A 14,405-nucleotide genomic window follows, 5' to 3' on the forward strand; every position below is an offset into this window, starting at 1 on the left:
GCGTACGGCCGTGGGCCGGCGCAGGGCCGGCGGTCGCGAATCAGGCGATGGGCGGGCGGATCGGCAGGCTCAGCACGCCGCTGGGCGGCGCGTGCGCGTTCGGCAGCGCCGGCGCGATTTCGTCCAGGCGCGGCGGCAACGGCACGACCGCGTGGGCGATGCTGGCGGCCTGCAGGCAATCGCACTGGCAAGCGAACTTGCCGCAGCAGTCGCCCTCATGCGGGGCGGCCGGGTCGCCGGGGTGCGGCGTGGAATCGGGCATGGAGCCGGGCGCGGCGCCGTGATGCTGCATCGGGCCATCGGCATGCGCCATCGCCGGCAGGTCCATGCCTTCGTGGCAATCGGCCATCGCCGGGCCCGCGGCGGGCGCGGCCGCCATCGCCGTATGCGGGCCCATCGCGTGGCCGCCGCTGGCGATCATCGCCGCCGACGCATAGCCGTTGAGGCTCAACGCGACGATCAGCGACAGGCGCAGCAGCAGCGAAAGAAAGGACATGCGCGAGAGCGGGGCAGTGGATGCGATGGGAGCGGCGAACGGCGGCGGGACGCGGTCTCGCGGTCGAACGAACATCATTGTGCACGCAATGGCCGGCGAGGGTGCAACCTTCCTGAGTGGGAAGGTTGCGTGCGGCGTTCATTTCGGCGCGTCGCCGAGGCTTCGCGACACCATCGCTTCGCTCGCCGCCGGCAGCGCCGGGAGCGGGGCGACCGGCGCTGCGTCCGCGCTTGTTCGCGGATTTGCCGCTGCGGTAGCATGACCGGCGGAGATGGCATTCCTCCGGTCCTGTCGCGACAGGCGAACCGCCGCCAAGGCTGATGATGCCTGCCCACCCCGGAGCGCGGGTGCGCAGGCGTGTCGCCGTCCAGTCGATACCCGCCGCGCGCGCTCCCTGCAAACCGTGAGGAGTCCGAGCGCGTGGATGGCATGTCGGCTGTGAGCATCTTCATCGGCGCGGGCCTGGGCGCGTTGTTGCGCTGGTGGCTCGGCCTGGCCCTGAACCCGCTGTTCCCGACCGTTCCGATGGGCACCCTGGCCGCCAACGCCCTGGGCGGGTTGTTGATGGGCGTGTTGATGGCGGTGTTCGCCCAATACGAAACCCTGCCGCTGGCCTTGCGGCTGGCACTGACCACCGGCTTTCTCGGCGGCCTGACCACGTTTTCGACGTTCTCGGCCGAGACATCCAGTCTGCTGTTGCGCGGCGAGTACGGCTGGGCCGGCGCGATCGTCGCCGCGCATGTCGGCGCTTCGCTGCTGGCGACGCTGGCCGGGGTGATGGCGGTGCGCGGACTGTTGCGGTGGCTGGCGGGCGCGGCGGCATGAACGCGGTGCGCTTGCGTCTGTCTGTGCGCGAGAGGCGCGAGCACCGCGGCGGTGCGCTGGCTTGGCGATGACGGCTGTTGCAACATCAGCGCGCCGACGCAGGTCGCTCGCGGTCGGCGCAATGGTTTGCGGATGCATGTCGGGTTAGTGAAAGCGCGATAAGCGTCGCAAACCATATTTGTACGGCTGTGATGCTTATCGCATCGCGCTGGCTTGAACCGACAACGGCGTCCGGCGTAAGCGCGCACGCGGCCGTACGCGCGATTTCGTTCATCCCGCGCGCGGCGCGCAAGCGCTTGCCCGGCCCAGCGCAAGTGGCATAATTCCCACTCACACGGACGACGTACTCACGGCTCGTCCATTTCCGGCCAGCCGGCGTTCCCGCCCGCAAGCTCTCGACCCCAGAGCCTGCAGGTGCCCCTTGAACGCATTCTCCCGCGCGGCTTGCGCGACGCCAGCTTTCCGTTTCTCGCCTTCTTGCTTCCGCGATCCTCGCGGCGATCGCGCCGGCGCGCGCGCAGGAGCGCGGCGATGAGCGAAGAAGCCCAATTGGCGCCGCTCGCGCCGGTTCCCGCCAGCGAATCCAACGCGGGCGAATCCGGAATCGGCGGCTTCGACGCCTCCGCGTCGAGCCATGAGCCGGCCGAAACTTCAGCCGCGCCGGCCTTGCTGTCGAGCTACCGCGCGCACGATTCGCTGTTCTCCTCCAGCCACACGCAGCTGCATGCGCGCGGCGTGCTGCAGCCGTTGACGCGCGCCAGCGACGACGATCTCGCCAGCGCCAGCGAGCGTTTGCTGGCGCAGGTCGCGGCCGAAGCCGGGCGCTTGCCGCTGCTCGGCGCGGTGCCGTTCGAAGGCGGCCAGCCCGCGCGGCTGTGGGTGCCGGCGCAGGCCGCGTTCGCGGCCGGGCGCGCGCGCCACCGCGGCGCCGTCCACGGCGAGGCCCGCCACGCGGACCGAATCGAGCCGAACGTCCAGCCGGTGCCTGCGCCGGCGCAGTTCAAGCGCAACGTCGAGCGCTCGCTGCAACGCATCCACGACGGCGGGCTGCGCAAGGTGGTGATGTCGCGCAGCCTGCGCATCGATGCGCGGGTCGAGGTGGCGCAATTGCTCGCGCAGTTGCTGGCGCGCGCGCCGTCGGCCTACACCTTCGCCATGGATCTGGCCGGCGCCGGCGGTCCGGCCGCCTGCCTGATCGGTTCCAGCCCCGAGTTGCTGCTGTCCAAGCGCGGCGCGCGGATCGTGTCGAATCCGCTGGCCGGTTCGATCCCGCGCAGCGCCGATCCGCACGAAGACCGCCGCCGCGCCGAGGGCCTGCTGCAGTCGGCCAAGGACCTGCACGAACACGCGCTGGTGATCGAGGACGTGGCCGCGGCGCTGCGCCCGTTCTGCCGCGAACTGCAGGTGCCGGCCGCGCCTTCGCTATTGGCCACGCCGACCATGTGGCATCTGTCCACGCGCGTGGACGGCGTGCTGCGCGATCCGGCGACCAGTTCGCTGCGGCTGGCGCTGGCGCTGCATCCGACCCCGGCGGTGTGCGGCTATCCGACCGAACCGGCGCGGCGCACGATCCGCGAACTGGAAGGCTACGACCGCGGCCTGTTCACCGGCCTGGTCGGCTGGTGCGACAGCGAAGGCGACGGCGAATGGGCGGTGACGATCCGCTGCGCCCTGGTCGAGGAACATCGCGCGACGGTGTTCGCCGGCGCCGGCATCGTCGCCGGCTCGCAGCCGGAGGCCGAACTGGCCGAGACCACGGCCAAGCTGCGCACCATGCTCGGCGCGATGGGGCTGGCGCACGTGGCCGAGGCCGAGGGCAGGGCATGAACGCCGCGCCGCTGGACGGCTGCGTGGCTTGGCCGGACGAATTCGCCGCGCGTTATCGCGAGCGCGGTTACTGGATCGGCGAGAACCTCTACGCCGGCCTGGCCCGCGGCGCGCGCGAACATCCCGAACGCACCGCCGTGGTATGCGGTGAACGGCGCTGGAGCTACGCGCAACTGGATCGCGACGCGCGCCGATTCGCCGCGGGCCTGCGCCGCATCGGCGTCGCGCCGCGCGACCGGGTGCTGCTGCAACTGCCGAACATCGGCGAATACTACGTCGCCTGCCACGCGCTGTTCCTGCTCGGCGCACTGCCGGTGTTCGCGCTGCCGGCGCATCGCCGCGCCGAGATCGGCTATTTCGTCGGCCACGCCGACGTACGCGCCTGCGTGATCGCCGACCGCGACGGCGGCTTCGATTGCCGCGCGATGATCCGCGAACTGAGCGGCGAACATACCGGCCTGCGCGAGGTGGTCGTGATCGGCGAGGCCGAGGAATTCCACGCCTTCCACGCGTTGCTCGACGAACCGCTGCAAGGCGACGGCCCGGACGCGGCCGAGTTCGCCTTCCTGCAGTTGTCCGGCGGCAGCACCGGCGTGCCCAAACTGATCCCGCGCACCCACGACGACTATTTGTACAGCGTGCGCGAGAGCGCGCGCATCTGCGGCCTGGACGGCGAGACCGTCTACCTGTGCGTCTTGCCGGCCGCGCACAATTTCCCGATGAGCTCGCCCGGCGCGCTCGGCGTGTTCCATGCCGGCGGCTGCGTGGTGCTGGCGCGGCAGGGCGACGCCGAATCGTGCTTCGCCCTGATCCAGCGCGAGCGCGTCACCCTGGCCGCGCTGGTGCCGGCCCTGGCGCTGGCGTGGCTGGATTCGCGCGCGCGGGCGCGCTACGACCTGGACAGCCTGCGCTGCATCCAGATCGGCGGCGCGCACCTGGCCGGCGATGTCGCCCGGCGCGTGCCGGCGGCGTTCGGTTGCCGCCTGCAGCAGGTGTTCGGCATGGCCGAAGGGCTGGTCAACTACACCCGCGACGAGGACGGCGAGGAATTCGTGCTGGGCACGCAGGGACGGCCGATCAGCGACGACGACGAGATCCGCATCGTCGACGACGAAGACGTCGAGGTCGCGCCCGGCGGGATCGGCCATCTGCTGACCCGCGGGCCGTACACGATCCGCGGCTACTACCGCGCCGAAGCGCACAACGCGCGCGCGTTCACCGCCGACGGCTTCTATCGCACTGGCGACCGCGTGCGCCGGCTCGCCAGCGGGCATCTGATCGTCGAGGGCCGGGCCAAGGATCAGGTCAATCGCGGCGGCGAAAAGATCGCGGCCGAGGAGATCGAGGGCTACTTGCTGGCGCATCCGGCGGTGTTCGACGCCGCGCTGGTGGCGATGCCCGACCGCTTCCTCGGCGAGAAGTCCTGCGCGTTCGTGACGCTGCGCGAGCCGGCCCAGGCCACGCCGCGCGAGTTGGCCCAGTTCCTGCGCGAACGCGGCATCGCCGCCTACAAGATTCCCGACCGCGTCGAATTCCTGGCCGAGTTGCCGCGCACCGCGGTCGGCAAGATCGACAAGAAGGCCTTGCGCGCGCGCTTCGCGCCGCCGGCCGTCGCTTCCTTTCCCGAATCCGCTACCGTCGAAGTCTCGCCATGACCATTCCCAAGATCGCGACCTATCCCATGCCCGGCCCGCAGCAGTGGCCGTCCAATCGGGTCGACTGGCGCCCGGAGCCCGCGCGCGCGGTGCTGCTGATCCACGACCTGCAGGAGTATTTCCTGGCGTTCTACGATCAGACCCAGGCGCCGGTGCCGCAGTTGCTGGAGAACGTGCGCGCGCTGCGCGACGCCTGCGACGATGCCGGCGTGCCGGTGGTCTACACCGCCCAGCCGCCGGTGCAGAGCGCGCAGCAGCGTGGCCTGCTGCAGCCGTGGTGGGGCCCGGGCATCACCGCCCAGCCGCAACTGGCGCCGGTCGCCGCGCCGATCGCGCCGCGCCCGCACGACACCGTGTTGACCAAGTGGCGCTACAGCGCCTTCGTCTCCAGCGATCTTCGCCAGCGGATGCAGGAACAAGGCCGCGATCAGCTCATCGTCTGCGGCATCTACGCCCACATCGGCTGCATGATGACCGTGGCCGACGCCTTCATGCACGACATCCAGCCGTTCCTGGTCGCCGACGCGCTGGCCGATTTTTCCGCGCAAGAACACCAGATGGCGCTGGATTACGTGTCGCGCCGCTGCGGCGTGGTGCTCGGCCGCGCCGACTGCGCGCAGGCGCTGGCCGACGGCGCCGGCCTGCCCGCGAGCCTGACCGCGCTGCGCACCGAACTGGCGTTGATCATGGAGCGTCCGCTCGCCGAGATCGGCGCCGACGACAATCCCTTCGAGGCCGGGCTGGATTCGATCCGGATGATGACCCTGCTGGAGCGTTGGTCGGCGCGCGGCGAGCGCATCGGTCTGGTCGAACTGGCAGAGCGCGGCAGCGTGGCGCAATGGTGGGAACTGATCCAGCAGCGGCGGGCGGCCTGATGTCGGGGAGCCTGAGGTCCGACAGCCTGGCGTCGGACGACGCACTATCGCTGCCGCTCACCGGCCCGCAACTGGGCATGTGGTCGGCGCAACAACTCGACCCCGACAGTCCGGCGTTGTGGACCGCCGAAGCCGTGGAGTTGGAAGGCCCGCTCGACGAGGCGGCGCTGGAAGCGTCGATCCGCGAGACCTTGCAGGCCTGCGACGCGCTGCACATGCGCTACGAAGGCGAGGGCATCGATGTCGTCCAGCGCTTACGCGAATCGCGCAGCGTGGTGATCGGCCGCGAAGACTACGCCGGCTGCGACCGGCCCTGGGACAGCGCCTGGCGCTGGATGCGCGAGGACCTACTGCGCCCGGCCGACCTGGCCCGGCGCCCGCTGTTCGCGACCGCGCTGATCCGCCTGGGCGCGCAGCGCCACCTGTGGTACTTGCGCGCGCACCATATCGCGCTCGACGGCTTCGCCTATCTGCTGCTGATCCACCGCGTCGCCGAGTTGTATTCGGCCCGGACCGGCGGCCGCGCGGCGGCAGCCGCGCGCGACTGGTCGCTTGCGCCGCTGGTCGCCGAGGAAGCGCGCTATCGCGCGTCGCCCGAATCCGCGCGCAGCCGCGAGTTCTGGCTGCAGCGCTGCGCCGATCGCGCCGAACCGGTCACGCTCGGGCCCAAGTGCGCGCCCGACGACAGCGCGCGTTCTTCGCGCCTGCAGCTGCCGGCCGGCGAGCACCAGCGCTGGCATCACGCGGCGCGCGCGATCGGCGTGGACTGGTCGGCGTGGCTGATCGCCGCGGTGTTCGCCTGGATGCGCGCGCGCAGCGGCAGCGACGCGATTTCGCTGGGGCTGTTGGTGATGAACCGGCTCGGCTCGGCGGCGCTGGGCGTGCCGTGCATGGGCATGAACGTGGTGCCGCTGCGCCTGCGCCTGCAGCCGCAGTGGAGCTTCGCCGAACTGGCGCGCGCGGTCGCCGCCGAATTGCGCGAACTGCGCCCGCATCAGCGCTACAACTACGAATGGCTGCGCCAGGACCTCGGCCTGGGCGACAGCCACGCGCAACTGTACGGGCCGGTGCTCAACCTGATGCCGTTCGATCGCGGCTTCGTGTTCGACGGCCTGCGCAGCCGCGCGCACCCGGTATCGGTGGGCTCGGTCGAGGATCTCGACCTGACCGTGTCGCCGCTGGCCGACGGCGCCCGCTTCGATATCGAGGCCAATCCGCAGGCCTACGACGCGGCGACGCTGGACGCGCACCATCGCGCCCTGGTCGCGACGATGCGGGCGGCGCTGGCGGATTCCTCATTGCGCCTGGACCAGTTGCACAGCGCGCTCGCGCGCGAGGCCGCATGAGCGCGCGTCCACGCGCGCGCCTGCTGCGGGTGTTGCGCATCGCCCAGCGCACCGCGCGGATGCGCCGGATCACCGTCGGCGGGCGCGAGCTCGACGGCTTTCCGGCCGGCAGCGAAGGCGCGCACATCAAGCTGTTTCTGCCGGCCGAGGCCGGGCAGACGCCGGTGTTGCCGGAGTTCGGCGAACACGGGCCGGTGTGGCCGCCCGGCGCGGCGCGGCCGGCGGTGCGCACCTACACCGTGGCGCGGATCGATCCGGCCGCGGCCGAGCTCGACATCGACATCGTGCTGCACGGCGACGACGGCCCGGCCTCGCGCTGGGCCGCCGCGGCGCGGCCGGGCGATGCGCTCGGCGTGGCCGGTCCGGGCGGGCCGGCGCTGTTCCGCGCGCAGGCCGGCCGCCATCTGCTGGTCGGCGATCCCAGCAGCTACGCCTTGATCTGCGCGGTGATCGCGCAATTGCCGGCGCACGCGCGCATCGATGCCTTGCTGGAAGCGCCCGATGCCGGCGAGATCCAGCCCTTGCCCGCGCATCCGCGGCTGCAGGCGCGCTGGTTCTCGCGCGACGGCGCCCCGGCCGGCGCGAGCCGGCGGTTGTTGGAGGCGGTGCGCGAACTGCCGTGGCACGACGGCGAAACGGTGTCGGCGACCTTGGCCGGCGAAAGCGCGCAGGTGGTGGCGATCCGCGATTTGCTCGCGCGCGAACGCGGCGTGCCGCGCGCGATGATGTACGCGGTTCCGTATTGGAAAGACCGTTGGGACGAGGAGCGCTACCACGACGAGCGCCACCGGATCATGGATGAATTCGAAGCGCAGGCCGACGCGTTGCAGGGGGCGTCGGCGTGAACGCGCGACAAGACGGGGCAGGGGAGTTCGCCGGGCGCGTCGCCCTGGTGGTCGGCGCGGCGCAGGGGATCGGCGCGGCGACGGCGGCGCGGCTGGCGGGGGAGGGCGCGCGGCTGGCGCTGATGGATCGCGACCAGGCGCGATTGCAGGCGACGGCGCTGGCGCTGCGCGGGCAGGGGGCGCAGGTGCTGGCGCAGGCCTGCGATGTCGCCGATATCGGCGCGGTCGAGGCGGCGGTGGCGCGGATCGAGGACGAACTGGGGCCGATCGCGCACCTGGCGCATGTCGCCGGCATCCTGCGCGTCGGCGCGGCGGTCGAGTTGGATCCCGACGACTGGGATGCGTGCATGGCGGTCAACGCCCGCGGCGTGTTCGCCACCACTCGCGCCGTCGCTTCGCGCATGCGCGAGCGCCGCGTCGGCAGCATCGTCGCGGTCGGTTCCAACGCGGCCGCCGCGCCGCGCACCGGCATGTCGGCCTATGCCGCCTCGAAAGCCGCGGCGACCCAGTACCTGCGTTGCCTGGCATTGGAACTCGCGCCGTGCGGCGTGCGTTGCAACATCGTCTCGCCCGGTTCCACCGACACCGCCATGCAGCGCGCCTTCGCCGCCGATGAAGCGGCGCGCGAGCGGATCCTGCGCGGCGACGGCGAGCGCTTCCGCATCGGCATTCCGCTCGGCCGCATCGCCGAGCCCGACGACGTGGCCGAGGCGGTCTGCTTCCTGTTGTCGGACCGTGCGCGCCACATCACCCTGCACGATCTGCGCGTGGACGGCGGGGCGACGTTGGATGCTTGAGGCTTGGCGCCGGGCGGGGCGGCGGGCAAGGGGAGCCGCGCGTCGAAATTCCGCCAACGGCGAACCGTAGCGTGATGTTTCGTTGCTGAAACGGGTTGCACGAGTCGTCGTTGTTGGCGTTGACGCGATCCCGGATAGAGCAAGGGCTGGCGGCCGCTGAGGCCGTGCGCATGGAAGCGCGCACGCGAGCCAGTGAAAGGCCTAACACACGAGCGCCGGTCATACCGACCGGCGCTCGTGAGATTCCGTGATCTTCGCGTTATGCGAAATCTACCGAGGCGAAGCCTGCACTTACGGCACGGTGATGCCGCGGCTGTCATCCTCGCCGACCACGCCGCTGTCGGAGCTGTTCCAGACGATGTACAGGTACTTGCGATCGCCCGGCGACGGATCGCCGTAATCGCCGTTGTTGGCGATGAAGGTGCGCTGGCCGGCGCTGTACTGCTGGCGGACCTTGCTGGTGACGTCGTTGGTGCTGTTCCACACGCCGTAACCGGCGTAATCGATGCTAGCCATGATCGGATCCTCGTTGAGCAGACGACGCTCGCCCGCACATCCTGCGGGCCGCTCGCCGGTGTCGTCCTGGCCGGCGGTTGCGCACAGACTGGGCGATGAGGCCGCTGTCGTACCTTTCGGCAACCTTACGGTTGGGCCGTCGACGCTGGTGCGAGCAATGAAGCCCGCCAGCGTGAATTCTGGACGGCTGAGGGCGGTCGTGACGGCCGGATTTCAAGCAGCCGGCGTGTGCTGGGGAGGCGGATTACGAAGCAGCTTCGGCTTGGCGGCGCGAGGCGAAGCCTTGCCTATAGAGTTCCATCTGCTCACGCCACAACAGTCCGCGTAGGCGTCCGAAGGGCCGATGCGCTGCACTAGCCGCACAAATAATAACATAATACACATTATGCGAAATTACGGACTGTGGGGCCTGATGCGGCGCCGCTTGTTCCTCGACCGGTGGTCGCGCCTGGTGCGGCGTCTCCTGGCGATGCTGGACACGCTCGCAACGACAGGAGGTCACCATGATCGAACGCCCGCCGTGCTGGCCTGAGGGCCGCCCGTGCCCGAACAACTGCGCGGCACAGCTACACCGCCGCGTGATCTACAACCACACGCCGCTGTTCGGCCCCTGGGCGGGCTGGAAGCTCGCAGGAGCCAGGCTCGTATCACCTGCAGGTGACTGGGCGAGTCCCGACCAGGTAGACCGATGGATCTACAGGCACACCCAGCTATTCCGCCACGCGTAACGAAAAGGCCCCCGATTGGGGGCCTTTTCATTTGCACGCGTTCCACACGTAGTCATCCCAGCCGCGGCGAGTGTCGATGCCGGCTTGCAACGAATCTGGACCTCTCGTCCAGGCATCGCGATCCGCGCGAGCCTTTGCGCAGGCGCTACCGCCGATAGGGATGGCCGCGCCTTGAGCGCTACCCCGGCCGGGGCGGAACGCACCAGGCGCACGCCCGGCCCTGGCGGCCAGCTCCCGCGATTCGGCCTGCGCCCGTTGCTGTGCCCACTGGCGAGCTCGGAGTTGCGCGGCCGTGGGCTCCGGCTCTGGGGTGGCCGCCCAGGCCTTCGCCGGCCTGCCGTTGTCACAAAGCTCGCTCTGGTAGGAGACGGCCCCGCCCTTCCCTACGCACTTGTAAACCGCCTGGCCGCTCGCCTGCAGCGAGCACAGCAAGAGCAGCAACGCAATCCCTGGCTTCATACCTTCCCCCTGTGCGGGAAGGGTAGCGCATAACGAAAAGGCCCCCAACCGGGGGCCTTTCTCTCATGTGCGCGTCCAGACCTTCGGGCCTGGCGGTGGCGGATCCGCTGGAGGCGGAGCCTGGGCACGGCGCGCATCGTCCAGGAGCCAGGACAACCGCTCGATCAACAGTTCACGCCGGCGTGCGCGGAGCCAGGCGGGGAACGCGGCCACCAGGTAGCCAGCGAGAAACGTGTAAATCAGTAGCGGCCAGTCCATGAAGCCTCCTGAAAAGCGGTTTTGCGGGGAGGGGTGGTCCCGGTCGGTCACCCTCTGCGAAGAGTCCTATCCCCTGCCCCGTTCGGACCAGGCGCAGGCGCGGGTGAAGCGGTTTGCCTGGAATACCCCTACGGGTTACCAGCGAGGAGGCGCTGCAGGATCGCACGAATCTTGACCATCTCGCGCTTGTCGACCCAGGGCAGACCGAAATCGGGGATGCGTGACGCTACCGCATCAATCTCGCGCATAGCCTGGTCGATAGCGTCGCCGTACGGATACTCGTACGGCAGCATCATCGAGGCTTCGTCAATTTCGTCACTCATCACGATTCCCCTGGCGCGTGTGTTCGTGGAGATTGTGAAGTTCCCAACGGACAAAGAACGAGAAAACGTACAGACCGAGGACAATGAGAGCGAGAGCTAGGGCGCGGCTAAGAATTTCGTGACTCATCACTTTTTCCTCTTGCTGGCGAGGCTAGCGAACGGGTCAGGAAAGCGGCGGGAAAGTTCCGCCACCAGCTTGTAGCCAAGAATGCTGGCCGGATCATCCTTGGCATGCCTGGACAGATCGGCGAGCGCCATGCAGATGGCTTGAACCGTAGCTTCTTCCGGCCGTTCGAGAACGTCGCCGAAGCGATCAACGCGCTTGCGGCGGTAGCGCCTGGCCCGCTCGGCAGGCGTCAATGCTTGCTTGCCCTGCGGCGGCCGACCGCGACGCTTGGGGGCGTCGAACATCTCGATAGTGCCTGGGTCGTTTGCGTGCTTCATGCGTGGGCGCTCCTTCGGACTGATGCCGTATTAACGTGACGCGTCACTTAAGTCTAATGACATTACGTTATAAGTGACGCGTCACTTATTTACCGGACTGCCGACTCCAATCGCGCCGTAGCCGGCAACCTGGGGCGCGCTCATCACCGCAGTGGCCGCAGGGATTGCGTCGGGCTCCGACGGCTTGCCGGCATCGGACGAATTCCGTTTCTCGTCACTATTCGCGGTGGCTCGTTGCTTGTACGGGTTGTAGACCGGGCCATCGCGGGCGATGCGCATGCACTCGCCCTGACTGATCGCATACACCGTGTTTTGCTCAGTGACGCAACGACAGCTTTCGGGATGCTCGACGCCATCGGCATCGACGCCGGCGCCGGAGGACATGCAGAGCAACTGCGGGTCAGCGGTGATCGAACGGTGATCGTAGACGGGCGCCGTCCAGGGCATTGTGGCGAACCTGGGCAGGTGGGCCTTGGCGTAGTCGCCCGCCGTGTCATACACGGGTGCACTGCCCTTGCGTTCCTCGCTAAGCGTACGCGGCACCGTCGCTGACGCTCCGTTGCCGCGCCCGCTTGCTCCTGCCGCGACAGGCTTTGCGTCCGGTGAGAAACGGCTGTTGACGCGGCTGGCGGTCATGTAACCGCCGACCAGGATCACCACGGCGAGAATCGCTGCAGCAGGGTAGTACCACGGCACCTTGCGCTCAGTGGTATCGAGGACGGTGGACTCGTACAAGCCCATCGGCCTACGGGGCAGCTTGACCCGCTTGAGAATCAGCGGGTGCGCCTTTTCCGGGTTGCGCTCGTAGCGGTCGAAGATACGCAGATGCGCGAACGGAAGACCGAAGCGGCGACGCACGTGCGTGTGCCGCTCGATGTTGTCGTGCACAAACTCGTCCATTTGCTTGGACGGCGACTGGCACACGAAGATGAAATCGCGGCCGGTGTGGCGATGCTTCGCGAGCTCCTTGACGTGCTCCGGCACCTTCGAGCCAGGAGACCGCTTGGTCAGCATGTCGTGCTCATAGCACTCATCAACCAGGATCACGCAGCCCTCAGGCGTGGCGTTCATCCAGTCCTTGAACTGCGCAGGCTCAAGCGGCAGCATCCTGGCCTTGCCGTGATCGAAATTGCGGACGTTGCAGACGTACACCAACCGTCCCGCGTCACGAAAATCGATGGCCTGGTCAAGCGCGTGCAGCGTCTTGCCGTGGCCGGGTTGCCCAGTCCATTGGTAGATCATCCTAGCCTCCCGCCTGGTTGATCATCGATTCGAGTTGCGAGGTCAGCATCAGAACCGTCTTCATCCCGATTCGCGCAACGAGCGCGGAGATGATCAGCGTCATAAACACGTCCACGCCGGTGGCCGAAAGCAACTGAATCGCCTGCGGTCCCAGGCCCTGCGCTTGCTGCGCAAGCCAACTCTTCACCGCCGGCAACGCGTAGGTGAAGCTCACGAACGTCAGCCCCATGCCGGCGAAGATGCGGCCCGCGATGCTCGCCGCGCCGAGTTTCAGCGCGGTGATCAACGTGCCGACCCACTTGATAATGATGCTATCCAAGGCGCCACCCCAGCAGTATGCCGAGCGCGATGAACGCGCCGACGAGTTTGAGAATCCACCGCGTCATAGCGAGCAGGTCGCAGAACCACGGCTCGCTGTCCAGGTCGAAAGAACCGTAGTCGCCCAGATCGATTGCGCCGAGTCGCGGGCATTGGCCGGAGCCGCCGAACAGGCCAGACGAATCAAGCCTCCCATCGATGCCCTGCCCTATCACACGGGTCACACCGCCAGGCTCAGGGCCGCCACCACTTCCGTCACCCGTCACTTTTGTCCAGGCCGGTTGCGCATCCGCAGATCCGCCGCCACTGGTACGCGTATTGCACGCGGCACGCCATTGCTGCAGCAGCTGGGCGTATTCGAGTGCGTCGCACTTCTCACCCGTGCAGATCGGCACGTCTCCGGAGCTACAGCCATGGCCGCCGGTGACCGTGCGGTTTTTCCGGGTGTTGCAATCGATGCGCCACTGGATGCGCGCCATGCCGCACAGGATGTTGTCGCCGCTGCACTCGGGCGGGACCTTGCAATCCTCGCCGCCGGAGAACGTGCCGGTGTCCTCGCCGTCGTCGGGATCGCCGTCGCCGTCGCCGTCCGGCTTGCACGTACCGTCCTTGCCCTTGGCCTGGCCGGCCGGGCATCCCTCGTCGACGCAGGACCCATCCGGGGCCTTGATTTTGCCTGTGGGGCACTGCCCTACCGGCTCACACTTTCCATTCACCTTATGCTGCCCCACGGGGCAATCGCCTTGGTCGCCACACTTGCCGTTCAGCAGGCGAACCTGGCCGGCCGTGCACTCCTTGTCCGGGGGCACCTCTTCGCCATCACCATCGTCTGTGGGATCGCATGTCGTACCGGTTGGCGTCATGTCGTACGTGCAGTAATAGCCAGGTCGCGGACCTTCCGTTTCCGTCCAGCACAAGCCGGCCTGGCCATCCGAAGAATGCCTACAGCCGCGTATGCAGACGTTAGAGCCGGGCGGCCGCGGCTGAAGCGTGTGATTCACCAGCAGGTTGTCGTGCGGACGAGAACCGCAACTGGCCTTGTACGCGAACTCGCCGAAAAGGCCATTAACGTTGTGCTGGCCGTACGTCGCCGTCGCCTGGATAAGACCCTGTGCGTCGGTCGAGTTAGCCGAACGCTTGCACTGCTTATTGCTAAACGGCTTGAGCTGCGGCGAGTCAGTCTCAAGCCTGCCCAGCTTGTCATGACAGGCCACCAGGGCCTGCCCTTCATCGCAATTGGAATTTGCGCCACACAGCTGCTGCGCCGCGACCGCCTGAGGCCACGTGAGCGCCATCAAGGCGAGCAGCACCAGCGCGATCGACAGAGGCACGCAGCGCATGTCAGGTCGCATCGTAGGCGAGCCAGAGAGCGCCCAGGAACGCGACGATCACGAAATAGCCGTCCATACTCCCTCCGAAAAAGTGAGGGGCGGAAATCCGCCCCTGTGTGT

General features: G+C 68.5%; 15 protein-coding genes and 1 riboswitch. Of the genes, 7 read left to right on the forward strand and 8 right to left on the reverse strand.

Annotated features, from left to right (window positions below):
- Window positions 1-40: 40 nt before the first annotated feature.
- A complete protein-coding gene (locus RDV84_RS19220; RefSeq protein ID WP_309151247.1) occupies window positions 41-496 on the reverse strand; it encodes a CopL family metal-binding regulatory protein in 456 nt (151 codons plus the stop codon).
- Between the two features lie 258 nt (window positions 497-754).
- Window positions 755-833: riboswitch (Fluoride riboswitch) on the forward strand.
- Between the two features lie 92 nt (window positions 834-925).
- Here RDV84_RS19220 and crcB point away from each other — a divergent pair.
- The 7 genes from crcB (at window position 926) to RDV84_RS19255 (ending at window position 8,666) form a co-directional block, all read left to right on the forward strand.
- Window positions 926-1,321, forward strand: coding sequence for a fluoride efflux transporter CrcB (gene crcB, locus RDV84_RS19225; RefSeq protein ID WP_250450395.1), 396 nt, complete (start codon window positions 926-928; stop codon window positions 1,319-1,321).
- A 531-nt stretch (window positions 1,322-1,852) separates the two neighbouring features.
- Window positions 1,853-3,148, forward strand: a complete 1,296-nt coding sequence (locus tag RDV84_RS19230) for an isochorismate synthase (RefSeq protein WP_309151248.1) — start codon at window positions 1,853-1,855, stop codon at window positions 3,146-3,148.
- Window positions 3,145-4,803 carry a (2,3-dihydroxybenzoyl)adenylate synthase gene (locus RDV84_RS19235; protein ID WP_309151249.1) on the forward strand — a complete coding sequence of 553 codons (1,659 nt, stop codon included), beginning with the start codon at window positions 3,145-3,147 and terminating at the stop codon, window positions 4,801-4,803. Before RDV84_RS19230 ends, RDV84_RS19235 begins: the two co-directional genes overlap by 4 nt.
- Window positions 4,800-5,678, forward strand: a complete 879-nt coding sequence (locus tag RDV84_RS19240) for an isochorismatase (RefSeq protein WP_309151250.1) — start codon at window positions 4,800-4,802, stop codon at window positions 5,676-5,678. Before RDV84_RS19235 ends, RDV84_RS19240 begins: the two co-directional genes overlap by 4 nt.
- Window positions 5,678-7,024, forward strand: coding sequence for a condensation domain-containing protein (locus RDV84_RS19245; RefSeq protein WP_309151251.1), 1,347 nt, complete (start codon window positions 5,678-5,680; stop codon window positions 7,022-7,024). The genes RDV84_RS19240 and RDV84_RS19245 overlap by 1 nt, the downstream gene beginning before the upstream one ends.
- A complete protein-coding gene (locus RDV84_RS19250; RefSeq protein WP_250450405.1) occupies window positions 7,021-7,869 on the forward strand; it encodes a siderophore-interacting protein in 849 nt (282 codons plus the stop codon). The genes RDV84_RS19245 and RDV84_RS19250 overlap by 4 nt, the downstream gene beginning before the upstream one ends.
- Entirely contained in the window at window positions 7,866-8,666 is an 801-nt protein-coding gene (locus tag RDV84_RS19255; protein WP_309151252.1) for a 2,3-dihydro-2,3-dihydroxybenzoate dehydrogenase, read from the forward strand. Before RDV84_RS19250 ends, RDV84_RS19255 begins: the two co-directional genes overlap by 4 nt.
- Window positions 8,667-8,957: 291 nt before the next feature.
- Here RDV84_RS19255 and RDV84_RS19260 read toward each other — a convergent pair whose 3' ends face one another.
- From RDV84_RS19260 to RDV84_RS19285, 7 genes are all read right to left on the reverse strand, one after another.
- Entirely contained in the window at window positions 8,958-9,182 is a 225-nt protein-coding gene (locus RDV84_RS19260) for a hypothetical protein (protein ID WP_057947681.1), read from the reverse strand.
- Between the two features lie 755 nt (window positions 9,183-9,937).
- Window positions 9,938-10,369: a DUF4124 domain-containing protein gene (locus tag RDV84_RS26910; RefSeq protein WP_425606221.1), complete on the reverse strand. Its 432-nt coding sequence runs from the start codon at window positions 10,367-10,369 to the stop codon at window positions 9,938-9,940.
- A gap of 386 nt (window positions 10,370-10,755) precedes the next feature.
- Complete coding sequence (locus RDV84_RS19265; protein WP_309151253.1) at window positions 10,756-10,950, reverse strand: hypothetical protein; 195 nt, start codon at window positions 10,948-10,950, stop codon at window positions 10,756-10,758.
- 126 nt (window positions 10,951-11,076) lie between these two features.
- Window positions 11,077-11,394 (reverse strand): hypothetical protein, encoded by a 318-nt coding sequence (locus RDV84_RS19270; protein WP_309151254.1) that lies wholly within the window; start codon window positions 11,392-11,394, stop codon window positions 11,077-11,079.
- Between the two features lie 81 nt (window positions 11,395-11,475).
- Window positions 11,476-12,636 carry a zonular occludens toxin domain-containing protein gene (locus RDV84_RS19275; RefSeq protein ID WP_309151255.1) on the reverse strand — a complete coding sequence of 387 codons (1,161 nt, stop codon included), beginning with the start codon at window positions 12,634-12,636 and terminating at the stop codon, window positions 11,476-11,478.
- A gap of 1 nt (window position 12,637) precedes the next feature.
- Window positions 12,638-12,955 carry a DUF2523 family protein gene (locus RDV84_RS19280; protein ID WP_309151256.1) on the reverse strand — a complete coding sequence of 106 codons (318 nt, stop codon included), beginning with the start codon at window positions 12,953-12,955 and terminating at the stop codon, window positions 12,638-12,640.
- A complete protein-coding gene (locus tag RDV84_RS19285) occupies window positions 12,948-14,285 on the reverse strand; it encodes a hypothetical protein (RefSeq protein ID WP_309151257.1) in 1,338 nt (445 codons plus the stop codon). Before RDV84_RS19285 ends, RDV84_RS19280 begins: the two co-directional genes overlap by 8 nt.
- Window positions 14,286-14,405: the final 120 nt, after the last annotated feature.

The sequence above is a fragment of the Lysobacter yananisis genome (assembly GCF_031199375.1).
Lineage (GTDB): Bacteria > Pseudomonadota > Gammaproteobacteria > Xanthomonadales > Xanthomonadaceae > Lysobacter > Lysobacter yananisis.

Bases quoted from the DNA above. Each gene is read 5' to 3' on its own strand.
- RDV84_RS19230 (WP_309151248.1), top strand. From the start codon at position 1,853: ATGAGCGAAGAAGCCCAATTGGCGCCGCTCGCGCCGGTTCCCGCCAGC.
- crcB (WP_250450395.1), top strand. From the start codon at position 926: ATGTCGGCTGTGAGCATCTTCATCGGCGCGGGCCTGGGCGCGTTGTTG.
- RDV84_RS19250 (WP_250450405.1), top strand. From the start codon at position 7,021: ATGAGCGCGCGTCCACGCGCGCGCCTGCTGCGGGTGTTGCGCATCGCC.
- RDV84_RS19220 (WP_309151247.1), bottom strand. From the start codon at position 496: ATGTCCTTTCTTTCGCTGCTGCTGCGCCTGTCGCTGATCGTCGCGTTG.
- RDV84_RS19260 (WP_057947681.1), bottom strand. From the start codon at position 9,182: ATGGCTAGCATCGATTACGCCGGTTACGGCGTGTGGAACAGCACCAAC.
- RDV84_RS19265 (WP_309151253.1), bottom strand. From the start codon at position 10,950: ATGAGTGACGAAATTGACGAAGCCTCGATGATGCTGCCGTACGAGTAT.
- RDV84_RS19270 (WP_309151254.1), bottom strand. From the start codon at position 11,394: ATGAAGCACGCAAACGACCCAGGCACTATCGAGATGTTCGACGCCCCC.
- RDV84_RS19275 (WP_309151255.1), bottom strand. From the start codon at position 12,636: ATGATCTACCAATGGACTGGGCAACCCGGCCACGGCAAGACGCTGCAC.
- RDV84_RS19245 (WP_309151251.1), top strand. From the start codon at position 5,678: ATGTCGGGGAGCCTGAGGTCCGACAGCCTGGCGTCGGACGACGCACTA.
- RDV84_RS19240 (WP_309151250.1), top strand. From the start codon at position 4,800: ATGACCATTCCCAAGATCGCGACCTATCCCATGCCCGGCCCGCAGCAG.
- RDV84_RS19235 (WP_309151249.1), top strand. From the start codon at position 3,145: ATGAACGCCGCGCCGCTGGACGGCTGCGTGGCTTGGCCGGACGAATTC.
- RDV84_RS26910 (WP_425606221.1), bottom strand. From the start codon at position 10,369: ATGAAGCCAGGGATTGCGTTGCTGCTCTTGCTGTGCTCGCTGCAGGCG.